18 protein-coding genes and 2 pseudogenes are annotated in these 23,588 nt (G+C 58.0%); 11 read left to right on the forward strand and 9 right to left on the reverse strand.

All coding sequences use genetic code 11. The features are described from left to right. Nucleotides 1-63: 63 nt before the first annotated feature. The 5 genes from ACT9T4_RS09570 to ACT9T4_RS09590 all read left to right on the forward strand — a co-directional run bounded on the left by ACT9T4_RS09570 (nucleotide 64) and on the right by ACT9T4_RS09590 (nucleotide 4,209). On the forward strand, nucleotides 64-1,302 hold the full coding sequence (locus ACT9T4_RS09570; RefSeq protein WP_499116665.1) for a CaiB/BaiF CoA transferase family protein: 1,239 nt from the start codon (nucleotides 64-66) through the stop codon (nucleotides 1,300-1,302). Further along, nucleotides 1,302-1,760 (forward strand): FAS1-like dehydratase domain-containing protein, encoded by a 459-nt coding sequence (locus ACT9T4_RS09575; RefSeq protein ID WP_499116667.1) that lies wholly within the window; start codon nucleotides 1,302-1,304, stop codon nucleotides 1,758-1,760. Before ACT9T4_RS09570 ends, ACT9T4_RS09575 begins: the two co-directional genes overlap by 1 nt. Before the next feature lie 14 nt (nucleotides 1,761-1,774). Further along, entirely contained in the window at nucleotides 1,775-2,173 is a 399-nt protein-coding gene (locus ACT9T4_RS09580; RefSeq protein WP_499116669.1) for a hotdog family protein, read from the forward strand. A gap of 117 nt (nucleotides 2,174-2,290) precedes the next feature. Next, nucleotides 2,291-2,827 carry a hypothetical protein gene (locus ACT9T4_RS09585; protein WP_499116671.1) on the forward strand — a complete coding sequence of 179 codons (537 nt, stop codon included), beginning with the start codon at nucleotides 2,291-2,293 and terminating at the stop codon, nucleotides 2,825-2,827. Then, entirely contained in the window at nucleotides 2,827-4,209 is a 1,383-nt protein-coding gene (locus ACT9T4_RS09590) for a tripartite tricarboxylate transporter permease (RefSeq protein ID WP_499116673.1), read from the forward strand. Before ACT9T4_RS09585 ends, ACT9T4_RS09590 begins: the two co-directional genes overlap by 1 nt. Before the next feature lie 40 nt (nucleotides 4,210-4,249). On the opposite strand, the gene ACT9T4_RS09595 is transcribed toward ACT9T4_RS09590, so the two are convergent. The 3 genes from ACT9T4_RS09595 to ACT9T4_RS09605 are packed head-to-tail and all read right to left on the reverse strand — an operon-like array spanning nucleotide 4,250 to nucleotide 10,009. Further along, nucleotides 4,250-5,689 (reverse strand): efflux transporter outer membrane subunit, encoded by a 1,440-nt coding sequence (locus tag ACT9T4_RS09595; protein ID WP_499116674.1) that lies wholly within the window; start codon nucleotides 5,687-5,689, stop codon nucleotides 4,250-4,252. A 4-nt stretch (nucleotides 5,690-5,693) separates the two neighbouring features. Continuing rightward, nucleotides 5,694-8,828 (reverse strand): multidrug efflux RND transporter permease subunit, encoded by a 3,135-nt coding sequence (locus tag ACT9T4_RS09600; protein ID WP_042556151.1) that lies wholly within the window; start codon nucleotides 8,826-8,828, stop codon nucleotides 5,694-5,696. Between the two features lie 14 nt (nucleotides 8,829-8,842). Next, complete coding sequence (locus ACT9T4_RS09605) at nucleotides 8,843-10,009, reverse strand: efflux RND transporter periplasmic adaptor subunit (RefSeq protein WP_499116676.1); 1,167 nt, start codon at nucleotides 10,007-10,009, stop codon at nucleotides 8,843-8,845. Nucleotides 10,010-10,197: 188 nt separating this feature from the next. On the opposite strand from ACT9T4_RS09605, the gene ACT9T4_RS09610 reads away from it, so the two are divergent. The 3 genes from ACT9T4_RS09610 to ACT9T4_RS09620 all read left to right on the forward strand — a co-directional run bounded on the left by ACT9T4_RS09610 (nucleotide 10,198) and on the right by ACT9T4_RS09620 (nucleotide 11,575). Then, nucleotides 10,198-10,755 (forward strand): TetR/AcrR family transcriptional regulator, encoded by a 558-nt coding sequence (locus ACT9T4_RS09610; protein ID WP_042556149.1) that lies wholly within the window; start codon nucleotides 10,198-10,200, stop codon nucleotides 10,753-10,755. A 131-nt stretch (nucleotides 10,756-10,886) separates the two neighbouring features. Next, entirely contained in the window at nucleotides 10,887-11,213 is a 327-nt protein-coding gene (locus tag ACT9T4_RS09615; protein ID WP_042556148.1) for a helix-turn-helix domain-containing protein, read from the forward strand. Continuing rightward, a complete protein-coding gene (locus tag ACT9T4_RS09620; RefSeq protein WP_179538653.1) occupies nucleotides 11,210-11,575 on the forward strand; it encodes a hypothetical protein in 366 nt (121 codons plus the stop codon). The genes ACT9T4_RS09615 and ACT9T4_RS09620 overlap by 4 nt, the downstream gene beginning before the upstream one ends. On the opposite strand, the pseudogene ACT9T4_RS09625 reads toward ACT9T4_RS09620, so the two are convergent. Continuing rightward, nucleotides 11,557-12,018 (reverse strand): annotated as a pseudogene (locus tag ACT9T4_RS09625) (diguanylate cyclase domain-containing protein); the annotation flags it as partial. The gene ACT9T4_RS09620 and the pseudogene ACT9T4_RS09625 sit on opposite strands and share 19 nt — an antisense overlap. A gap of 93 nt (nucleotides 12,019-12,111) precedes the next feature. Between ACT9T4_RS09625 and ACT9T4_RS09630 the strand changes: the two are divergent. Beyond that, entirely contained in the window at nucleotides 12,112-12,939 is an 828-nt protein-coding gene (locus tag ACT9T4_RS09630) for a hypothetical protein (RefSeq protein WP_499116679.1), read from the forward strand. 125 nt (nucleotides 12,940-13,064) lie between these two features. Continuing rightward, on the forward strand, nucleotides 13,065-14,672 hold the full coding sequence (locus ACT9T4_RS09635) for a hypothetical protein (RefSeq protein WP_499116681.1): 1,608 nt from the start codon (nucleotides 13,065-13,067) through the stop codon (nucleotides 14,670-14,672). 63 nt (nucleotides 14,673-14,735) lie between these two features. Here ACT9T4_RS09635 and ACT9T4_RS09640 read toward each other — a convergent pair whose 3' ends face one another. From ACT9T4_RS09640 to ACT9T4_RS09655, 4 genes and pseudogenes are all read right to left on the reverse strand, one after another. After that, the gene (locus tag ACT9T4_RS09640; RefSeq protein WP_499116683.1) at nucleotides 14,736-16,511 is read right to left on the reverse strand and encodes an ATP-binding protein; all 1,776 of its coding nucleotides are present in this window, start codon (nucleotides 16,509-16,511) and stop codon (nucleotides 14,736-14,738) included. Beyond that, nucleotides 16,498-17,706 carry a hypothetical protein gene (locus tag ACT9T4_RS09645; RefSeq protein ID WP_499116684.1) on the reverse strand — a complete coding sequence of 403 codons (1,209 nt, stop codon included), beginning with the start codon at nucleotides 17,704-17,706 and terminating at the stop codon, nucleotides 16,498-16,500. Before ACT9T4_RS09645 ends, ACT9T4_RS09640 begins: the two co-directional genes overlap by 14 nt. Before the next feature lie 238 nt (nucleotides 17,707-17,944). After that, nucleotides 17,945-19,282: pseudogene (locus tag ACT9T4_RS09650) on the reverse strand (EAL domain-containing protein); the annotation flags it as partial. A 241-nt stretch (nucleotides 19,283-19,523) separates the two neighbouring features. Continuing rightward, entirely contained in the window at nucleotides 19,524-21,614 is a 2,091-nt protein-coding gene (locus ACT9T4_RS09655) for a carboxy terminal-processing peptidase (RefSeq protein ID WP_179538652.1), read from the reverse strand. 128 nt (nucleotides 21,615-21,742) lie between these two features. Between ACT9T4_RS09655 and ACT9T4_RS09660 the strand changes: the two genes are divergently transcribed. Beyond that, nucleotides 21,743-22,711, forward strand: a complete 969-nt coding sequence (locus ACT9T4_RS09660; protein ID WP_499116686.1) for an NAD(P)H-quinone oxidoreductase — start codon at nucleotides 21,743-21,745, stop codon at nucleotides 22,709-22,711. 86 nt (nucleotides 22,712-22,797) lie between these two features. On the opposite strand, the gene ACT9T4_RS09665 is transcribed toward ACT9T4_RS09660, so the two are convergent. Further along, on the reverse strand, nucleotides 22,798-23,502 hold the full coding sequence (locus tag ACT9T4_RS09665; RefSeq protein WP_179538650.1) for an SDR family oxidoreductase: 705 nt from the start codon (nucleotides 23,500-23,502) through the stop codon (nucleotides 22,798-22,800). Between the last annotated feature and the right edge of the window lie 86 nt (nucleotides 23,503-23,588).

A 23,588-nucleotide genomic window follows, 5' to 3' on the forward strand; every position in this document is an offset into this window, starting at 1 on the left:
TGTTGGCTTTTTTACGGAGGCGCCTCGGCGCTCCGGTGGCGACGTACCGACACAGGAGAACGCATGAACTCACTTACCGATGCACTGGCGAGCTTCGCCAGAACGGCCGGCCCTCTGAAGGGCGTGACCATCCTCGACCTGACGCGCGTTGTCGCCGGCCCTTACTGCGCCATGCTGCTGGCCGACATGGGCGCCACGGTGATCAAGATCGAGAACCCCGCCGATCCCGACCTCACCCGAGAGTTTCCACCGCTCAACCGCGACAGCGCCGAGCCAGTGAGTGGTTTCTTCGCCCAGTTCAACCGCAACAAGATGGCGGTTGGTCTCGACCTGAAGAAGGCCGAGGGAAAGGCCACCTTTCTGGACATGGTGCGCAAGGCCGATATCGTCATCGAGAACTTTCGGCCCGGCACCATGGCCAAGCTGGGGCTGGGCTACGAGGTGCTCAGGGAGGTCAACCCCGCCATCGTGTTCACCGCCATCAGTGGCTTCGGTCAGTACGGCCCGAACTCGCTGCGGCCCGCCTTTGACAGCAGTGCTCAGGCCAGCGGCGGGCTCTGGTCCATGAATGGCACGGTGGAGGAGCCGATGCGCGTGGGCACGGTGCTGGGTGATCTATCCGCTGCGCTGTATGCCGCCATCGGTACCCTCGGTGCGCTACGTGAAGCGGAGCGCACCGGCCTCGGCCAACTGGTCGACGTATCGCAGCAGGACTCGATCGTCTCGCTCACCGAAAACGCGTTGGTGACCTATACCGAAACCGGCAAGGTCACGGTGCCCGAGGGCAATGGCCATCCGTTCGTGCGCCCCTACGGGCGCTACGCCTGCAAGGATGGCTACGTGTTCTTCGGTGCCTACACCGACAAGTTCTGGCGCGAGGCCTGCCTGACCTTCGGTGACCAGGCGATGGCCACCGACCCCGAGGTCGACAGCATGGCCAAGCGCTTCGAGACCGACGTCTACCTGCGTAAGGTCAAACCTGCCGTGGAGCGCTGGCTTGGCGCCCACACCAAGGCCGAACTGGAAGCCATGACGGGTGATCGTTTCCCATTGTCGCCAATCAAGAGCATCGATGAAGTGGTGGCCGATCCCCACCTGCGCGAACGCGACATGGTGGTGCCCGTCGACTGCCAGGGTGCCCGTTTCGAGGTTTTCGGCAACCCGATCAAACTCTCCGGTGGCACCCTGGAGCGCGGTGCCAGCGCACCCTCGGTCGGCCAGCACAACGCGTCCATCTACCGCGAGTGGCTCGGCCTGGACGAAGGCGAATACGCCGAGCTGGTCCGGCTGGGGGTGATCTGATGGTGGATCTGATCAGCGATGAGGCCCGGCGCAGTATCGGCACCTCGCTGCCCCCGTCGCGCTTCGAAGTGAACCGCAACGACATCAGGAAATATGCCGTGGCCACCGGGCAGCGCCAGCGACGTTATCTCGATGGCGACGAAGCGCCGCTGCTGTTCCTGTTCAGCGCGACGATGCCGGTGCTGCCGCTGGAGCAACTGCTGGAAGACGGACACAAGCCCGACGACCCACTGATTCCCGAGTTGCCGCTCAAGCGCATCATGGCTGGCGGCAGCGAGTACCAGGTGCACCGGAGGATCTTCGCCGGCGACGTGCTGCTGTGTCGGCAGACCCTGCTGGACATCTACCAGAAACAGGGCGCCGAAGGGCCGCTGATCTTTCTGGTGTTCGAGAACCGTTTTGAAACCGAATCGGGTGAGCCGGTAGTGACCGAACGCCTGACCCGGATCGCGAGGTGAGCATGGTCAGGCAGATGATCAGAGCAGGCCAGCGGCTGCCCGAGCGTGAGTACCGGCCCGGCACCGTGCAGTTGTTTTTGTACAACGCGGCCATCTGGAATGCCCACCGTATCCACTATGACCTGCCTTATGCCCAGCAGAGCGAGGGGCATCCGGCGCTGCTGGTGGACGGCCCGTTGCAGGGCGATTGGCTGAGCCAACTGGTGTACGACTGGATGGAAGAGGGCGACGAACTGCTCAACTTCCAGTACAGCAATCGGCGCGCCGGTTACGTCGGCGATGTGCTGACCGCCTCTGGCGAGGTCGTCGCGGTAGAGGCCGGGCGAGTGATCCTGGCGCTGCGCCTGACCAATCAGGCGGGGCAGGTGATCACCCAGGGAAGCGCCAGCCTAGGTATTGCCGGCGCTGCATGACCAGGAGATACGGCGGGCGCCATGGTCGGCACCCGTAGTGCATACGAACCCGACCGCGTGGTCGCCAACCAGCTGCTTCCTCAATAACAACAAGAGCCCGAAAGGGCGGGGGACACCATGAGCCAAGAGCTTGCCAGACCGGCCGCGACACCGCCCAGCGCGGCCGCGGCGCGCAACACCGACAACCTCTACGAGGTGTGGGGCGACACCGTCGATGCCAGGCATCTGGTGCTGGCCATCATCGTCAGCGCCATCGTCAGCCTGGGGGCCTACGGGCTGGCGTTGTTGATACTCGGTGGCCTCGTCGAATCCGCGCAGATGGCCAAGGCCTACGCCATGCTCTTCGGCATTCTCGGTTGCCTGGGCGGTGGTGCGATCAGCGCCATGCTGTTCAAGCCCAAGCGCGATGTGGTCGAGCACGTGGCGGATCCGGCCTTTCGCGAGCAGGTGGTCAATGATCTGCTCAAGGAATACGGCAGCCTTGGCCGCCTCGAGGACACCTCCCCCGAAGTGGTCGCCGAACTCCACGAGCTCGGCCTCTACGAGTTGTTTCGTGATGCCCAGACCCGTGAAGAACAGGCCCGCGAGCAGGGCGCTGCCGAGGCCGACGTGGATACGCGGGCGTCCCTGGCGCTGAGCGGAGGACGCTCGTGATGGAAGGCCTGCTCTACGAAATACTCATGGCCCTGGCGCTCGGCCTGTTCGGCGCCGTGCTGTTCTCAGCCATCGGCCTGGTATCGGGAACCGACGAAACCACCACCCTGGCGCCGCTGACCATGCTCGTGGTGCTGCTCGGCGCGCCGCCGGCCGGCATTCTCACCTTCTTCCTGGCCGGTGCGGTGGCCAAGCACATGACCCATGCGGTACCCACCGCGTTGCTGGGCATTCCCGGTGATACCTCGGCGACCGCGCTGATTGGTGACGCCAACCACCTGCGCCGCCTCGGTGTACCCCACGTGGCGCTGCGCAAGATGATTTCCGGTGGCGCCGTGGCGGCAGTCATCGCGGTGCCGCTGGCGGTACTGTTCGCGGTACTGCTGGCGCCGTTCGGCGACGTCATCAAGCAGTTCGCCCCCTGGGTGTTCCTCTGCGCCGCCTTCACCATTGCCTACTTCTCGGCCGGGCGCTGGGCCTCGGTGCTGGCCTTGCTGCCGTTCGTGCTGGTGATCGTTGCCCTGCAGACCCTCACGGCCCAGTACGGCGTCAAGCTGGCGGTCAGCTACTTCCTCGGCATCGCCGTGGCACCGCTGATCACTTCGCTGTTCTCGATGCTGGCGCCTGCCGAGCGTGAACGCATGCGTCGTGATGAGTATCGGGTGTTCTCCCTGGCGCCGGACATGAAGGGCTGGCGCGGTTACTTTCCCAACCCGTTCCGGGTGATCAACAAGCGACAGACGCGCATGACCGCCATGGCGGCGAGCGTGACCAGTGCCACCTTCGTGTTCAGCCCGGTGGCCATGACGGTGATCATGGGCGAGCTGATCGGTGCACGCATCAAACAGGCCTATGAGCGGCTGACCACGGTGATCACCGCCCGTAACGGGGTGACCGAATCGACCTACATTGCCGAGGCGCTGATTCCGCTGATCGCCTTCGGCCTGCCGCTCAGCCCGGTGGCTGCCGGGCCTGCAGCGCCGCTGTTCAACGCACCGCCGCGCTTCACCGTCGACAGCGTCACCGGTGAGGTCAATAACCTGCATAACCTGCTCAACAACTGGGAGTTCTTCGGCTACGGCATGATGGCGGTACTGGTGGCCATTCTGATCGCCTATCCCTTCACCATGAACTTCGCTCACCAGGCGGCTTCCTTTGTGTCGCGCAGGATCAGCCACGAAGCGGTGATCGCCACCTTCATCGGCCTGGTGCTGGTGGTCGGGATCTGGGAGGGCGGCCTGCTCGGGCTGCTGGTGATCGTCACCATCGGCCTGCTCGGCGGCTTTCTGGGACGCTTCCTGGGCTTCAACATCGGTGTGCAGTTCATGGGCTACTACACGGCGGTACTCAGCGTTCCCGCGTTGATCGCCTTGTTGAACTGAACGAGAAAGGGCGTGCGGCTTTCGCCAGCACGCCCTTTCATCAGCGTTGCACGGGGGACGTATCGGCCCTGGCCACGCCATCGCCCGCCCAGCCACCGCCCAGGGTCCTGAACAGGTCGGCCAGGGCGAGTTGTCGCTCGGTGCTGATCTGGATCAGGGTGGTCTGGTCGGTGAAGCTGCTGCGTTGCGCGTCGAGGTAGCGCAGGTGGTCGTCCACACCGCCTCTGTAGCGCGCCTCGGCCAGGGTTTCCGCAGCCCGGCTGGAGTCGGCCAGTGCACGCCGCGCGGCTTCCTCGCGGCGTAGCGTGTCGGTGGCGGCGAGGGCGTCGGCGACTTCTCGGAAGGCGGTCTGGATGGTGCCTTCGTATTCAGCCACCGCAGCGTCCTGGCGGACTTCGGCGAGGTCCAGATTGGCACGGTTGCGGCCACCGGCGAAGATCGGCAGCGATAGGCTTGGCGCGAAGCTCCAGGCCCGCGAGCCGCCATCGAACAGCCCCGACAGCTCGGTGCTGGAACTGCCTACCGAACCGGTCAGGGTGATGCGCGGGAAGAACGCCGCACGGGCAGCACCGATATCGGCGTTGCGTGCCTTGAGGCGGTGTTCGCTGGCCAGAATGTCCGGGCGCCGCTCGATCAGCGCCGAGGTGGTACCTGGGGCGATGTCCTGCAGCACCATCAGGTTGTCGCGCGGTTTGGCGGGCAGCAGGCGCTCCACGTCCGGGGTGCCGAGCAGCAGCACCAGGGCGTTGTCCGCCTGGCGCAACTGACGCTCGGTACTCTCGCGCTCGGCCTTGGCCTGTTCGGCCAAGCCGACCGCTTCCTGGTAGTCCAGCGCCGTGGCGGTGCCGGCCTCGCGACGCCTGCTGACCAGATCCAGCGAGGTCAGGCGGCTGTCCAGCGTCTGCTCGACCAGCGCGATGCGGCGCAATGCGCCGTCGCGGGTCAGGTAGGCCTGGATCACTTCGGCGATCAGGCTGATCTGCGTGGCGCGGGTCGCTTCCTCGGTGGCCAGGTAGGTTTCCAGTGCCGCCTCGGAAAGGTTGCGCACGCGGCCGAACAGGTCGACTTCGTACTCTGCCAGGCCCAGGCCAACCTGATAGACGCTCGTCACCTCGGAGCGTCCGGTCTGCGACTGATCGGCCGGCAGCCGTTGGCGGTTACCGGTGGCGTTGGCGTTGATCGACGGCAGGCGATCGGCGCGCTGGATACGGTACTGGGCGCGCGCCGCTTCGATATCCAGCAGCGCCTGGCGCAGGCTGCGGTTGTTGCTCAGGGCTGTGTCCACCGCGCGGCGCAGGTCGGCATCGACGATGAAGGTCTGCCAGTCCAGCGCGTCGGCACGGGTGCCGGCCGTGCTGGCGGTCCTCCATTGCTCGGCGACCGGTGCATCAGGACGCTCGTAATGAGGGGCCAGAGAGCAGCCGCCGAGGGTGATGGCCAGGGCCAGCAGGGCGGGGCGCAGCATGATGTGGGAAGTCATGGCATTACTCCGCTTTATGCAGGGGGTGATTGTCGGTCTGCTTCGGCTTGGTACGCAGCAGCGAAAGCAGCCAGACGAAGAAGATCGGCACGAAGATCACCCCGAGCAAGGTTGCGCTGAACATGCCGCCAAGTACCCCGGTGCCGATGGCGCGCTGGCTGGCAGCGCCGGCGCCGCTCGCGATCACCAGGGGGACCACGCCGAGCATGAAGGCCATGGAGGTCATGATGATCGGCCGGAAGCGCAGGCGGGCGGCTTCGATGGCGGCATCGCGCAGGGAATAACCGTCTTCCCACAGATCCTTGGCGAACTCGACGATGAGGATGGCGTTCTTCGCCGCCAGGCCGATCACGGTGATCAGGCCGACCTTGAAGTACACGTCGTTGGGCAGGCCGATGGCCGTCACCGCAAGTACCGCGCCGAGGGCGCCGACCGGCACGATGAGCATCACCGTCAGCGGAATCGCCCAGCTCTCGTAGAGGGCGACCAGCAGCAGGAACACCACCACGATGGCCAGGGCGAAGAGCATCACCGCCTGACCGCTGGCGACCTTCTCCTGGTAGGACAGGCCCGTCCATTCGTAGCCGATGCCCTCCGGCAGTTCACCGGCGATGCGCTCCAGCTCGGCCATGGCCTCGCCGGTGCTGACGCCTGGGGCGGCGTCGCCGGAAATGCGGATCGACGGGTAGCCGTTGTAACGGGCCACCTGGGTCGGGCCTTCTTCCCACTGGGTGGTCACGAAGGCGCTCAGTGGCACCAGGCTGCCGCTGTCGTTCGGTACGTGCAGCTTGAGCACGCTGTCCGGTGTCATCCGTGCGCCTTGCTCGGCCTGCACGACGACGCGTTGCTGGCGGCCGGCGTTGGCGAAATCGTTGATCACCGATGAGCCGAACGCGGTGGACAGCGCACTGCTGATCGACTCGAAGCTGACGCCCTGGGCACGTGCCTGATCGCGGTCGATGACCAGACGCAATTGCGGCGCTTCGGGCAGGCCTTCCATCATCCCGTAGAGGAACAGCGGATTGCCGTTGACCTTGCCCAGCACTTCGTCACGCGCTGCGAGCAGCGCTTCACGGCCAAGGCCGGCGCGGTCCTGCAGGCGCAGGGAGAAACCACCCGAGTTGCCCAGCCCTTCGATAGGTGGCGGTGGAACGGCCATCATGGCGCCGTCGTCGAGGTTGGCGAAGCGCCCGTTGACCGCAGCGGTCTCGGCTTGCACGGATTGCTCGTCGTTTCGTTCGGACCAGTCCTTGAGCAGCGGGAAGGCGATGGCGGCGTTTTCACCCATGCCCGAGAAGCTGAAGCCCAGCACCACGAACGAAGTAGCCACGGCCTCGCGGGTGGCGAGGAATTCTTCCAGTTCCTTGGCGGTCGTCGAGGTACGCTCGCGGGTGGCCCCCGGCGGCAGCTGGATGTCGACGATCATGTAGCCCTGGTCTTCTACCGGCACGAAGGATTCCGGCAGGCGCAGGTAGAAGAAACCCATCAGAATCACGATGCCCAGATACACGAGCATGAAGCGCCCGGCGCGCGGCACCAGCTTGCTGTTGAGCTTCGTGTAGCGGCCCGTCAGCCCGGTGAACTTGCGGTTGAACCAGCCGAAGAAGCCGGTCTTTTCGTGATGACCCTGGGGAATCGGTTTGAGCAGGGTGGCGCACAGGGCCGGGGTGAAGGTCAGGGCGAGGAAACCCGAGAACAGGATCGACACCGCCAGCGACAGCGAGAACTGCTGGTAGATCACGCCCACCGAGCCGGCCATGAACGCCAGCGGCAGGAACACCGCCGACAGCACCAGAGTGATGCCGATGATCGCTCCGGAGACCTGGCCCATGGCCTTGATGGTCGCCGGCAGGGGCTCCAGGCCTTCTTCGGCCATGATCCGCTCGACGTTTTCCACCACCACGATGGCATCGTCCACCAGAATGCCGATGGCCAGCACCATGCCGAACATGGTCATCATGTTCACCGAGAAGCCGAGCAGGTACATGAAGGTCAGCGTACCGAGCAGGCACACCGGCACCACGATCCCCGGAATCAGGGTGTAACGCACGTTCTGCAGGAACAGGAACATCACCAGGAACACCAGCACCATGGCTTCGATCAGGGTCATGATGACCTTGTCGATGGCCACGTCGACGAACCGCGAGGTGTCGTAGGGCGTGGAGAATTGCACGTTGTCCGGGAAGTTGGCCGACAGCTCGGTGAGACGCTGCTTGACCGCTTCGGCCGTCTGGATGGCGTTGGCGCCCGGCGCCAGCTGCACGGCGGCGGCAACCGCCGGCTTACCGTCCTGGCGTGAGCCGAAGTTGTAATCCTGGCTGCCGATTTCGATGCGTGCGACATCGCCCAGGGTCAGGCGCGAGCCGTCCTGGTTGGCGCGCAGCACGATGGCGGCGAACTCTTCCGGATTATCCAGAGTGCCCTTGACCGCCAGGGTCGCGGTCAGCTCCTGCTCCGCCGTACCCGGCGTGCTGCCGAAGGCGCCCGCCGGTACCTGTACGTTCTGGGCGCGAATGGCGTTGTTGACGTCGTCGATCGACAGGCCGTACCCGACCAGTTTCTGCGGGTCGATCCACACGCGCATGGCGGCTTCGGAGGCGAAGAACTGCAGCTTGCCGACGCCCGGCACACGGCGGATCTCGTTGTTGATGTTGCGCGCCGCATAGTCGGCCAGCGCCGTGGTGTCGTCGTTGGCGCTGCCGTCCTTGTAACTCAGCGCGTAGATCAGCAGAAAGCCGGCAGTGGCCTGCTCGGTCTGGATGCCCAGGGTGAGAACCGCTTGAGGCATACGCGCCTCGGCACGTTTCAAGCGGTTCTGCACGTCGACCTGGGCCAGCTCGGGATTGGTCCCGGGCTGGAAGGTCACGGTGATTTCAGCGATACCGTTGGCGTTGCTGGTGGACTCGAAGTACAGCAGGTTTTTCGCACCGTTGAGCTCTTCTTCGATCACGCTGGTGACCGAGTCGGTCAGCACCTGTGCCGAAGCGCCCGGGTAGGTCGCGGTGACGGTGATCTGTGGCGGCGCCACGTTGGGGTATTGCGCCACCGGCAGAAAGGGGATGGCCAGCAAGCCACCCATGGTGATGAACAAGGCGACTACCCAGGCAAAATTGGGGCGCCGGATGAAAAACAAGGACATGTCGTTGCTCCGACTTATTGCGCCTGGGGAGTGGTGTCGTTCTGCGCTTCAGCGCCTGGCTGGCGCGGTACGACTTTGGCGCCCGGTCGGATTGCCGCCAGGGAGCTGGTGATGATCTGGTCGCCGGCTTTCAGGCCTTCGGTGATCTGCCAGCGCGCGCCTTGCATGGCGCCGGTGGTGACCGGTCGCACTTCCACGGTGTTCTCGGCGCCGAGCAGCATCACGCTGGCCTTGCCGTCCGCAGCGCGTTGCACGGCGCGTTGCGGTACCAGGATGGCATCCTGATCGAGGCCCTGCGGCGTGCGCACGCGCACGTACATGCCCGGCAGCAACACGCCATTCGGGTTGTCGAAGCGTCCGCGCAGGGCGATCTGGCCGGTACTGCGGTCCACCGAGATATCGGTGAACAGCAGGGTGCCTTTGCTCTCGATATCGGTGCCGTCGACGCGCAGCGACAGCGTCTTGTCGCCGTCACCGGACACCTTGCCGTCGGCGATGGCGGCGCGCAGGCGCAAGGCGTCGGCGGCTGGCTGGGTGAAGTCGGCGTACACCGGGTCGAGTTGCTGGATGCGTGCGAGCAGGGTGGTTTCGCCCTGACCGACCAGCGCGCCCTCGGTGACCTGCGCACGACCGATACGGCCGGCGATGGGCGCACGCACCTGGGCATAACCCACGTCCAGCTTGGCGGTTTCCACATTGGCCTGAGCCGAGCGTTTGTCAGCCTGGGCGCTTTGCAGGGCCGCACGGGCGACATCGAAGTCCTGCTGACTGACCGCGTCTATCTTGACCAGCGGCTCGTAGCGTTTGACGGTGGCTTGAGCCTGGAACAGCTGCGCTTCGGCGCGGGCCAGTTCGCCCTCGGCCCGGGACAGCGCCGCCTTGAACGGGGCAGGGTCGATCTGGAACAGCAGGTCGCCTGCCTTGACGTCGGCGCCTTCCTCGAAGGTGCGCTTGAGTACGATACCGGCGACCCGGGCGCGCACTTCGGCGACGCGCACGGGCTCGATACGGCCCGGCAACTCGGCGACCACGGTGAAGGGCTCGGTCTTGACGGTCAGTACATCGACTTCGCGGGGAGGCGCTTCGCCCCAGCCTTGCTCGCCTTTGTCACAGCCGGCGAGGCTGATCACCACCAAAAGGGTTATCGCCGAAAAAACGCAACGTTCGCGAATCCTGCTCATGCTTCACCTGGGGCGATGCCCCTCATTAGTTAGTTCTCGAAAGGCGCGAATGATCAGCTGATAATGCAAATGAGTCAATATTGACTCATTTGCATTTTTTGTGACTAAACTTGACCGTCCTTTTGAAGAAAAAGGTTTTTCCTGCACAATGGCGCGCCGCCACCACTGAATGAGTGAAGACTGTTTTGATGGATAAACCTGCCGCTGAAGAGAAATTGCTCAAGGCCCTGGCCGTTGCCATGGTCGAGCACCCGCGTGGCACCTTCAAGGAAATAGCTCAGGCCGCAGGGGTGAGCAAGGCCACCTTGAATCGTTTTTGCGGTACTCGCGACAATCTGATCGACATGCTCTTCGATTACGGCTCGGTGGTCATGAACACGGTCATCGCCGAAGCCGACCTGCAGAACTCGCCAGCGCCGGAGGCATTGCAGCGGTTGGTGGACGGCCATCTGGTTCACCGTGATCTGCTGGTATTCCTGATGTTCCAGTGGCGCCCGGACTCGCTGCATGAGTGCGGTGAAGATGCACGCTGGTTGCCCTATACCAACGCCCTGGATCAGTTCTTCCTGCGTGGGCAGCGCGAGCATGTATTTCGCATCGACATCGGTGCGCCAGTGCTGACCGAGCTCTTCGCCTCCCTGCTGTTCGGGCTCGTCGATGGTGAACGTCGTGGTCGGGTCGCACGGGCCAGCATGGGCACCTCGCTGATGCAGTTCTTCATGCAGGGCGCTGCAGCCGGGCGATGATCGCCGCGGCGGCGATCGTGTGACGAGCGCTGGGTGCGGGATCGCTGATAAGATGCGCGAACAACACGGCAGGCGCTATCGCCCAGGCCGGACCACGCAGAGGGACGCTGCGCCTCGCGGAGAAATTAAGCATGAATCTACAGGTGATCGAGCGCGACGGCGAACCCGAGTACGCGGTATTGCCCTGGGCCGAATACCAGGCGCTGCTGCAGGCTGCAGGCAAGAGTGCGGCGGCACCGGCTACCGAAAAGCCCACCGCCGATGCCCCCAAACCCCTGGCCCAACTGGCCACGCTGCGCGAGGGCAAGGGCTTGAGCCGTGATGAGCTGGCGCGCGCCGTCGGCATCAGTCCTCATTACCTGGGCATGATCGAAAGTGGCGAGCGGCAGCCCGATGCCGCGATCCTGCGTGCCTTGGCCTGGGTACTCGGCATTTCCGGCTGGGAGGCGGGTGCATGAGCGTGCGCATCAGCCGCGTGCACTGGGACGCCCTGCTGGCCGCACTGGACGATGCGCGGCGGCAGCGCCACCTGCTGACCTATCGCGCGCTGATCGAACGCCTGGCGCTGCCGGCGCCCGCCATGCAGACCCTGACCGCGGCTCTCGAACACCTGGCCGCACTGGATGCCCGCGGCGAGCGCCCACTGCGCAGCGCGCTGGTCATCAGCCAGGGAGCCAGCCGCCTGCCGCGCACCGGTTTCTTCGAATGCGTGACCCGCCTGGGGCGCTTCGAGGGTGCCTCTGACGGCGTTGCGGCCGCCTCGTGGCACGCGTCCGAAGTGGCCCGGGTGTTCGAGTTCGATTACCCCGCGGAACCCTGAGTGAGCGCGCCCTGCAGGGTGTGCGTATCGATCACGTGCAGGCTGTAACCGGGTATCGCCTTGGCATGGCGCTTGGCTTCCGAGGCCAGACCGGCCAGCTCGCTGGCGTCCAGCAGCGTGCAGTGTTGCGGATGCAGATGAACGACGCCGAGTGACAGCGACAGCAGCGCGAACTCCTCCCGTTGCCCCTGGCGGTTGTGGCTGACGAAACAGCCAGCATCCAGATGCTCATCCAGATAGAACCGCCGGCACTGCCCCTGAAAGTCCTCCAGCAGCCGATTGAGGCGCGCACGCCAGTCCTTCGAGCCGAACACCAGCAGGAAGTCGTCACCACCGATATGGCCGACGAAGTCACGTGTCGGGTCGATCCTTTCATTGAGGCAATGCGCCAGGCACAGCAGCACTTCGTCGCCCTTGGCGTAACCGTAGAGGTCGTTGAATGGACTCGTTTTGTGAAAAAATTGCATGTGAACTTCAGGTATTTACGACGCTGCTGAATAGGATGAAATAATGGAAATTTGGAAGGAACTGAAGAATTGAAAAGTGCAGAGGATTGCAATCTAAATCTAACTAATAGTCAGCGTTTTGCTAAGTTGCTTCTGGATAAAAACTCTGTCTTTTGCTCAACCGCTTCTAGGAGCCAAAAGCTATATGCTTTTGGTTACTCTGTAGTGCTTTTTGCAATCATTATGAGGTTATTTGGCTTAAATAATGAACTTAATATTTTATATTTCGCAGTGTGTATGTTAGGTCTCGGGGTTACCTCTGATCTCGTAATGGTATATAAGCGGATTTGGGAAACCTCCTTAGGGAAGGCATGTTTGCTAATAGTTTATTTTCTACTTTCTAATATTGCTCTTGGATTGGCGGAAAATGCTATAAATATTGTAACCAAGGTTGACTTTGTATCTGCTACTTATACTAAGGCTATACTCACTGTCATGATGATTCCTTTATTCGCGTGGGGGATTTCGGTTTTTTTAATGACTATGAGCTTTGTATTCATACCAATATTCTTTATGGTTTTGTTGATGTGTAAGGAGTTGGTTCAGAACCCCTGCTTTAGTTTTCTCGGAAATACTTTCAGCAGTTATCTTGCAAAGACCACGCTGGCTGCCCGTTTTTTTGCATTTTTATTACTCTTTGTTTTCTTGAAGAGTGAAGGGCAAGAGTGGGCTCGCGATTTTGATGGTTTTCTAGATAAGCAATTGCCATTCTCATTATATTTGTTAGATGGTAGGAAGTTCGTGGATTGTAAGCTAGATGAGAACGAGCGAGGCATAAAAGGGGATGAGGGGCGATATCTAATAATAAGGGAAGAAGAGCGGGGGTATTCGTTCAAAACTAATGTGTGTAAAATTTAGGTCTGTCTGGTGCAGGTAGTTGTGAAAGTTTTTGATACTGAGGTTTTATCTGTCGTTATTATTTTCTTGGAATCTAGTTGTATTTTTTAGGCCCTTGTGATTTTAAATTATTGAGAGGTTATTAGGTGGCTAAGAGAGGATCTCAAAGAAGGGATGATTTCAGTCCGGCTACAATTAGAAAGATTAAAGAAATGGCTGGGGATGTGTGTTCTATGCCCAGTTGCAGAGTGATTACTGGTGGAGCAAAAAAGTTACGCGATAACTCGTTTAGTATTGGTGTTGCTGCTCATATATGTGCGGCCTCTCCCGGCGGCCCCCGCTATGATCCTCGCATGAGCAAAGATGTGCGAAGAGGCTATGAAAATGGTTTGTGGTTGTGTCAAACACACTCCCGATTAATTGATGCTGACCCCACCAGATTTTCAATTGAACTACTGAAAGCTTGGAAAGAGGAAGCTGAAAAATGGTCGATGAGTAATGTAGGGCAGAAGCTAATTAGTCAACTTGACCATGATAACGCTATTAGAAGAGCAGTTGGTCGTTCTATTGCTGAATTTGTAGGAGAGGGCGACCCTCTAAAAGCCCCAGTCCAAGATATTGTTCTTGGTTATGAACATGGATTAAATGAACTGGATCCAAGATTTCTAGTTAAAGTCGCAATGCAGAGTGATGGCGTTCTAGAGCACCAGATTTTTTCAAGGCCAGGCGAGCAAGGAAGTTTTAAATTAAATATAAGAAAATCTGAAGGCGTTGAAGATTCAATTAGGCGAATGGTTGAATACGGAGAAACAGCCACTCTTGAGCGGGATGATTTTGAATTCTCTGATTCGAAGTTATTCGAAGAGATTTCGAAGGAGAAAAAAGGACGGTTGCGTCTAGGGATGGCTGGGCAAGAAATTGAGCTTGTTATTAATTTATTACTGGAAAATGGTGATGAAGAGGAGCTTGCTAATTTCAAATCTATATTAGTATCAGGCACCAAATATGGGAAAATTACCGGGCAAGCTTATTCTGGCCTGCTCTCAGTGAAATTTGAGTTCTCTTTGTCGGGGGAGTTTCCTAAGCTGGACGTTAATTTCAACTCCAGTCTTTGGCTTGGTCAAGATGTCAATAGATTAGGGTATTTCTCGAATATCAAAAAAATCATCAAACACTTTCGTAGCGGAGGAGTGTGTGGGTTCTCAATTGAGATAATTAAAGACAAGCAAGCTCATAGAGTAGGTCTTGGACATTTGGAGGATGCTGCAGTCTTTATTGATGCAATAGGTTGGCATGTTGATTTGGTAAATGCTTGTCGCGTGATCTCTAGCGTTGTTTTTCAGCCGATTACCGTAAAAAAATTCAACATTTCAATAGAAGACGAGGAAAGGCTGTTTAGATATGCGTCTCTTGTGGAGGGGGATTTAGTTGAGGGGGTTGGGGATGGTCATGAATTTTGTCGTGGCATTTTATCACCCGAAGGTTTGAAAAACTTTGCTGATGTACAGCACAAAGAAAGTGAGTTTTCCGTACGATTTGTGGAAGATGATGGACGGTTTTTTAATTTGCTCGGAAATGAAGTAAAACCACCGCCTATTGATGTGAGTATCGAGAGGTGTACTGTGAATAGGTTTAGCTATATTGAGGGTGATGATGTCGGAGCGGAAGGTTTTGTGGTTTACGCTGTTGATGACACTAAGTGCGTACTTTCTCTTCAGAAAAATCGTCAGTGGGTATTTGATTCAAAAGATTAAATTTTGGTTTGAAAAGCCGATCGTTTTCATGATCGGCTATTACTGTGCTCGTGGGTTTTAAGTTTACTCTTTTCTCCAGCGTTTAATTACGTCATCGAATTTAATATCCTTCCAGTTCTCCTTCCATTCCTTGTGAACCTTCACACTTGAAGAGTGCGGCTCTGGAGACGGTAATGGCATCTTTATGACTGCTGGAAGTAATATTGCATCCCCTACGGCAATACATTCACCAGGGGAAAGGTTTGGTAAGATATCAGTAATAGAATTGGTGTTGTCTGGGAAAAGTCTTTTTACATAGTTCTGGTCGGCATCGTTGGTTAGTCTGAGTGACAGAAAATTGTTGCACTGAGCAAAAATGGTTTCTGATACTTCAGATGGCCTTTGGCTGACAATCATTAAGCTAAGCCCATATTTTCTGCCTTCTTTCGCAATTCGTTCGATAGATTTTCGGGACGATCTGTAAGCTACATCATTGCTTCTTGGTATGTAGTTGTGTGCTTCTTCACAAACAATCATTACGGGGATATCGTTAAGAGACTGTTTTGCATGTTGTAGTTTCGAATAATGGAAGCAGAAGTCAAATATTAATCTTGATACGAGGCTGACGGTGATGCTGAGAACCTCAAATGGTATTCCGCTAAGGTCTATGATAGTGACGTTAGACTTATTGAGATAGCCAATAAATTGCTTCATCAAGTCTGTGAAATCATCGGTTTTGTACGGGGTGCCGTCGCTCTTTTCTGCACAAAGGAGAAATTTTAGTCTTTTGTCAGAAAGCTTTGTCTCTAGCCGGGAAACAAATCTATTGAACTCTCCGTTAAACGGGCCATTGCCTGCTTTTGTTGCCGCTGCGGTGGATTGTGCAATGAAAGTTAATTTTTTATCAAAATAAAAGTCGGATCGATTGTTTACAAGTTGTCCGTCGGCAAGTTTTGGGCGGTCTTCCCCATCGAGTCGGCCAATGACTTCTCGATTTAGGTTTTCAATATATTGATATACTTCTTTGATGCTGAAGTATGCAGGCGTGTCGTACGTTATTCCTAGTAGGGAAGAGTTGTGCTTCTCTTTGTTTAGGGTTACGGCATTTTTGAATTGACTTACTTGGTTGTGTGAGTTTGACTCGTTACTCTCTATAAACATGCTCTCCAGCTCTTCTGAATTCATTAGCCAGTAGGGGAGCTGTAATGAGTCAATGTCTAGTCGGTTTAGCGAGAATTTCTCGTCTTCATGTAGGTTAAATGCTGCTGTGTATTCGTCGTGAATATCGAAAATTACAATGTGAGAATTGTTTTGAGCTGCGATGCTCTTGTTCTGTGATTCTGAAATTCCGACAGCATCTTGTAAGATTTTAGCAACAGTGCAGGATTTTCCAGAGCCAGTTGAGCCAACAATTGCTATATGTTTTCCGAAGAAACGATTTCCATTAATCTTTAACGAAATGTCTTTATTTAGAGATAGGTTTCCTAATGGGAAGTCATGCTCGTTATCTTCAGCGAAAAGCTTTTCTATAGTGTCGTGGTCAGCTATATATGCAGGCTCTGTGGGGACGGGTAATAAGAGGCTGCCTCTGTCAAATTTCCCATCAGAACTCATTGTTCCTATTGCTTGGCACTCTACTTGAAACTGCCAGATAAGAGCCCCGTCATTTTGATAGGCGTCAATGCCTTTTATATTTCTTATTGTGGCAATGGTGAAGTCGCTGTTGCCTTGGGATATTTTTAGAAGTCTCCCTATTTGTAAGTCTTTCTTATTTTCTTCAAATGTCTCTAATCCATCAATTGCGATAGATATTGAGCTGGGTGAGCACGAGATTACTTGTCCTATTTTATTCAAAGGCATGGCTTACCCCCATCATGTACTTGATTTCTTGCAAGGAACGGGTGGAAAGAACCTCGATATTTACGTCTCTTGTATCCAGTTCTTTTGGAGTGGAGTTGGCTATAACGAAAATGTCGTCGGCTTTCTTATTGTTTAAAGTTTGAGTCGCGTTATCCCAGCATATTATTCTAAGATCGAATTCCCTTTGCATTTCTGCTCCCTTTGGTTTTTTTATAATAGGATCTTTGAAAAAACGACTCTCATCAAATTTAATCCCTGCAATTATTCCGTCGTGGCATGTGATGCCTTTCATTTCAAGTCTGAGCTGAATTTCTTTGGTTTCATCAAGTGTTGATAGCAAACAGAGGATGGGGGTTTGAGTGTGTGCAGGTTTGAAATGGTATTTTTCTTGGTAGTCTTGGATGAACAAGACGAATTCACTTTCAAAATTGTCTACTTCATCTGGGTTGACTATTAGGTAGCGAAGTCGAGAATTTTTATCCAGATTTTGTTTTAATTGATTTCTTTTTTCTTTTAATAGTTTGCTCTTTGATTTTAGTGCGAGCGTCCATTTCGAAATTGCTGTTCTCTTTATGTCTTTCAGTAATTTTACTGTTTTGTGTCTTGTTGTTTTTCGCTCTTCGGATGCATGCTTAATGCTTAATTCAGCTATATGCTGAATTGCATTGGGGTAGGTGAGTATCTCTATGTCGTCAGAGGGGAATCCTAGATTTTCTAAAAGTAGATATATATCTTCTGTTAGATTTTCTAGTGAAGAGCCTATCTCAATAGAGAACTGCTTTAGAAAACTATCTAAATCTACTTTTCCATTAAGCTCGTCAACATACTTTTTGAATAATTTGTTTTCGGTTTTTAATGTTGTTTCTAAGTCGGCTTTGGTAATATCTATTTGAATGCTTGGGTCTAGTGGGAAATGACAGAAAAGCTTGTACTTTATTTTCTTGTCATTGTTCATATGAAAGTGTTGCATCATTTGAAGGAGGGGTTTGTATATGGTGCTTAGGGAGAATTTATCTTGTGTTTCGTGATATTTGCATTGAATCGCCTCTATGCTTGAGGTCGTATGTATTTCAATGTCTTCAACTATGCCTTCTATTTTTATTATGGCGTCATCAGGCGACTTGAGTATTTCGAGAAGAGTTTTGTTGAACTGATATAAAAAGCCCTGAATTGTATAGTCGGCAGATCTCGACATTTAGCTAGCTCTCCATTGCTGTGTAATGATCACTGATCAAACACTATCGGATTTACGTCGTGATGTCTAATTGCCAGCTATATGGCTTGGTCTCCTGTTCGGGCCGGGGCCGGGTGGCTGTGGCAGCCAAGTAGGGTGTTGGTCAACTGGGAGTTTAGATTTCGATTGAGCCGGGATTTGGCTTATGCGTATCCCTACAGTTGTTGCGTATCCCTACAGTTGAAAAACTGCCCCCCTAGAGGTCGTTGAAGGGTTTGAAGCTGTCGATGTCGACATAGCAGACCACCGCTTCGCGGCTCTGCTGCAACAGCCGGGTCAGGCACTGCTGGATGGGCACGTTACCCGGAAGCAGGGTCAGCGGGTTGGCGTAACGGGCCTGCTGGATCTTCAGTTCGGTGATCAGCTTGAGCACGTCGATGACCCGACCGAGGCCAAGGTAGTGGCCGTCCACGGTAATCACGAAGTCTTCCTCGATACGCTGGCGCGCACGGCTGGTCAGCAGGCGGCTGACCTTTTGCAGCGACTGGCTGATTTCCACGGCAAGAAAGTCGTTGCTCATCAGGCGGCTGATCGGCTTGCGAGCGAACAGCTCGGTGGCGAAGGGTTTGAGCAATACCTCCGACAGCGAATGGCGATGCACGATGCCTACCGGTCGCCGATCCTCGTCCAGTACCGCCAGCGAGTTGAGGTTGGCCTGGGCACGGAAGGCTTCGAGCACATCGGCGGTGGGCGTGTTGATGGATACCGATGGGTGTTCGTTGAGCAGGGCAGTGAGGTCGCTGCCTTCTTCGCTGAGCGAGGTCGGCGAGGAGCCTGGCTCGGGCAGCAGTGCACTGGCGTCGGTCGGTGGCTGGTCCTGAGGGCGACAGAGCAGGTAGCCCTGAAGCAGGTCCACGCCCATTTCGCAGAGCACCGCCAGCTCTTCCTCGAGTTCGATGCCTTCGGCGATCACCTGTGCCCGGGAGGCCTTGGCCATCTGCAGGATCGAGCCGACGAACTCGCGCTTGACCGCATCCTGATGGATACCATCGATGAAGTGGCGGTCGATCTTCACGTAATCGGGGCGCAGCTCCGACCACAGGCGCAGGCTCGAGTAACCGGCGCCGAGATCGTCCAGGGCGATGGAAAAGCCCATGTCCCGGTAATGGTGCAGGGCGGTGTCGAGCAGGTTGAAGTCGTCGGTGGGCGACTGCTCCGTCAGCTCGATCACCACCCGGCTGGGGGGAATGCCGTAAGTCTGCAGCAACTGCAGCGTTCGTCCCGGCTGGTGCCGGGCATCGAGCAGCGAATCCGGCGATACGTTGAGAAACAGCAGGCCGTCCAGTTTCAGTTCGCTGAAGCGCCGGCAGGCGCTCTTGCGGCAGGCCATTTCCAGCTCGTTGAGCAGGCCGGTTTGCCGCGCCGCGGCGAACAGCGTGATTGGCGAGTGCAGCGGGCTGTTGGACGGCCCGCGGGTGAGCGCTTCATAGCCAAGAATGCGCCGCTCGGAGAGCGACACGATGGGCTGAAACAGGCTATGCAGGCCGCCGTGCGCGAGGATTTGGCCCAGCGCGCTCAATTGCTCGGTGACGGTCATGGCAGGTCTCTAGTGAAATCGGGGAGCGAACGAGCGGCGTGGCCACTCGCGGATGAATACTGCTGAATGCTCGGGATTTCACTACAGATTGATGACCGTTTAATGAAGGCTGAGTGCCATCAGTCAATCGGCTGGATAGCGTTACGCCCTTCGCTCCGGCGGCCATGAGCAGGTCGCCATCGATGCGGGCACAAAAAAGGGCGTCGTATGCACGACGCCCTTCTGGGTTACCGCTTGCCGATTACTGCTTGGCTAAACGCGTATTGAGCTTGAGGTAGTCGATCAGGATGTGGCCGGTTTCCGACAGGTAGGCGTCGTCTTCCGGTTTGGTCTTTTTCTCTTCCTCGCTCTGCGCCAGTGCGTCGTCCTCGTCTTCCTTCTTCAGCTCGGTCAACGGCTCTTCGCCCTTGGCGCTGCGGCGGGCGTTCTCGATCGCCAGTTGGCGCTTCTCGATATCGGCCTGCTGGGTGCGGCGCTTGGTTTCGTTGAGGCTGACGGTCTTCTCGGCCATCAGTTCACGGGACAGGGCCAGGCGCTCACGGGCAAAGTTGAAGTCCGGGTTGTCGGCGGTACGGCTGTCGTAACGATTCTTCAGCTCGGTGAGAAATGGCTTGATCGGGTCCAGTTCAGGTTTGATCGCCGGGCGGATGCTGTCCCACGGCATGGCTTCGGGAAGGGCGCTCTCGCCGATTTCCTTGTTGTCCATCACGTCAGGGTAGGAGATGTCCGGCACCACGCCGCGGTGCTGGGTGCTCTGCCCGGACACGCGATAGAACTTGGCCAGGGTCAGTTTCAGCTCACCATGGTTGAGCGGCTGGATGGTCTGCACCGTGCCTTTGCCGAACGTCTGGCCGCCAAGAATCAGCGCGCGATGGTAGTCCTGCATGGCGCCGGCGAAAATCTCCGAAGCCGAGGCGGACAGGCGGTTGACCAGCACGGCCATGGGGCCCTTGTAGAAGGCGCCGTCCTGCTCGTCAGCCAGTACATCGACCCGGCCATCGCTGTTGCGCACCAGAACGGTCGGGCCCTTGTCGATGAACAGGCCGGTCAGTTCGGTGGCTTCCTGCAGCGAGCCGCCACCGTTGTTGCGCAGGTCGATGACGATACCGTCGACTTTCTCGGCCTGCAGCTCGGTGATCAGCTTCTTGACGTCGCGCGTGGTGCTCTTGTAATCCGGATCGCCGGCGCGGAACGCCTTGAAGTCCAGATAGAAGGCCGGGATCTCGATCACGCCGAGGGTATACGGGCGTCCGTCCTGCTCGACCTTGAGGATGGATTTCTTGGCCGCCTGCTCTTCCAGCTTGACCGCTTCACGGGTGATGCTGACCACCTTGCTGGTCTGGTCATTCGGCGCATTGCTCGCTGGAATCACTTCCAGACGCACGCGCGAACCTTTCGGACCACGGATCAGTTTCACCACCTCGTCGAGGCGCCAGCCGATCACGTCGACGATCTCGTCGTCACCCTGGCCAACGCCGACGATCTTGTCGGCAGGCGAGATCTGCTTGCTCTTCTCGGCAGGGCCGGCAGGCACTAGACGCACCACCTTGACGTGCTCGTTATCGCTCTGCAACACGGCGCCGATGCCCTCGAGGGACAGGCTCATGTTGATGTCGAAGTTTTCCGCGCTGTCCGGTGACAGGTAGTTGGTATGCGGATCGTAGGTCATGGCGAAGGCGTTGATGTAAGCCTGGAACACGTCCTCGCTGCGGGTCTGCTGCAGGCGTGCCTGCTGCGCCTTGTAGCGTTTGGTGAGCAGTTCCTGAATCGCCGCAGGCTCCTTGCCTGCCAGTTTCAGGCGCAGCACTTCGTCTTTCAGGCGCTTGCGCCACAGCTCGTCCAGCTCGGCGACGTCCTTGGCCCAGGGGGCTTTTTCACGATCGACCAGCAGGTCTTCGTTGACCGTGAAGTCGATCTTGTCGACCCCCTTGGCCAGCAGACCCTGAACGTAGGTCAGACGACCCTGCTGACGCTCGAGCTGACGCTTGTAGATATGAAAGCCGGGTTCGAGGTCGCCCTTCTTGAGCAGGTCGTCGAACTTGTCTTTCCAGCGATCGAATTCGGCGATATCCGCTGCGGTGAAATAGCTGCGCGCCGGATCGAGCATCTTCAGGTAACCCTGATAGACCTTCTCCGAGCGCGCATCGTCGAGCGGCGGCTTGCTGTAGTGGTGGCGCTGCAGCAGTTCGACCACGTTGAGACTGGCGATGACCTGATCGCGATCAGGCTGCAAGTATTCCCACGGATCGGCTTGGCTGGTTTTGGCTGCGAGGGGCAATGCGCCCAGCCCGAGAACGAGGGCCAGGGTGGCGCTGATGAGAGATCGCTTCATGCTAATTCGACGTGGGGACAGTTGATAACGCATATTAGGCCGTCTTTGAGGGCGCCAGGTTCCATCGGCGCAATGCAAAAGCCCAGCGGCGAGCGCTGGGCTAGGTTCAAATGCACTATGGAGGCAGCGTGAAAGCATTGCAAGGCGTTGAAGGGCAGGTGGAATGGGGCGATCGTCCCACGCTTGCCTGTGATGTAGGGGAAGTACGCATTCGCGTGGCGGCAGCGGGCCTGAACCGCGCCGATCTGTTGCAGCGGGCCGGCAATTACCCGCCGCCGCCGGGGGCCAGCGATACGCTGGGCCTGGAGTGTGCGGGCATCGTCAGTGAAGTGGGTGCCGGCTGCGATGACTGGCAGGTGGGGGATCGCGTCTGCGCATTGTTGGCTGGCGGCGGCGTGGCCGAAGAGGTGGTGGTCGATGCGCGCCATGTGCTGCCGGTGCCCGAAGGCTTGTCGCTGCACGAGGCTGCGGCTTTGCCGGAAGTGTACGCCACCGCCTGGCTTAACCTGTTCCAGCTGGCCGGCCTGAAACCCGGCGAAAAGGTGCTGCTGCACGCAGGTGCCAGTGGCGTCGGCTCGGCGGCCATCCAGCTGTGCAAGGCCTTCGGCAGTACCTGCTGGGTGACCGTCGGCTCGCACGATCGCCTGGCGTATTGCGAGAGCCTGGGCGCCAGTGGTGGGGCGATTCGCGACAAGGATGGGCTGAAGGTGCCGGATGATTTCGGCCCGTTTGAAGTCATCCTCGACCCGGTCGGCGCCAGTTACGCCTCGTTGAATCTCAAGCTGCTGGCGCTCGATGGCCGCTGGGTGAACATCGGTCTGATGGGGGGACGCAAGGCCGAGATCGACATGGCCCAGGTGCTTGGCAAACGCATCCAGCTGATCGGCTCGACGTTGCGCAACCGCGACGATCTGTTCAAGGCCGAACTGCTGCGCGACCTGCGCCAGCACGTTTGGCCGCTGTTCAGCGAAGGCCGGCTCAAGCCGCAACTGGCCCGCACCTTTCCGATTGCCGAGGCCCATGAGGCCTATGCGACCCTGGAAGGCAATCAGGTCAACGGCAAGCTGGTGCTGGTGATCGACGAAAGCCTGAGCTGAAACCCCGGCCACGAGCGCCCGGCGATGGTCGGGCCGCTCGTGGCTGTCATGTTTGGTTGCTAGCGGCTCATGCATGATCCGGCCGATCAGACGGCGCGGGTGATGCCGCCATCCACGCGGATGTTCTGTGCGGTGATGTAGGCCGCTCCCTCCGAGGCCAGGAATGCGATGGTCGCGGCCACTTCCTCGCTGCTGCCATAACGTTGCAGCGGCACGCTGGCTCTGCGCGCTTCGGTGGATGGCAGGCTGTCGATCCAGCCCGGCAGTACATTGTTCATGCGGATGTTGTCGCGGGCATGGGTGTCCGCGAATACCTTGGTGAACGACGCCAGGCCGGCGCGGAACACCGCCGACGTCGGGAACAGCTCACTGGGCTCGAACGTCCAGGCGCTGGAGATATTGATGATCACCCCAGCCTGTTGCTGCTGCATGACGGGGGTGACCAGGCGAGTGGGGCGAATCACGTTGAGCAGGTAGGTATCCAGGCCGCGATGCCAGTCTTCGTCGCTGATTTCCAGAATCGGCGCGCGCGGGCCGTGGCCGGCGCTGTTGACCAGCGCATCGATCCGCCCCCAGCGCGACAACGTGCCGTCGACCAGCCTGGCGAGATCCTCGGTGGACTGATTGCTGCCCGTCACCCCGAAACCGCCCAGCTCCGTGGCCAGTGCCTCGCCCTTACCAGACGAGGAGAGAATGGCGACCTTGAAGCCATCCGCGGCCAGGCGACGTGCGGCCGCTGCACCCATGCCGCTGCCTCCAGCGGTGATGATTGCTACTTTTTCTACAGACATCGTATTGTCTCCGTTGCGGTCGTGGCGTTGGCTATAAGGCTAGCAGCCGGGGGGCGCAGGTAGAGAGGCAGTTCCGGTACCTTGAC

This window comes from Pseudomonas sp. SZ40, assembly GCF_052958135.1.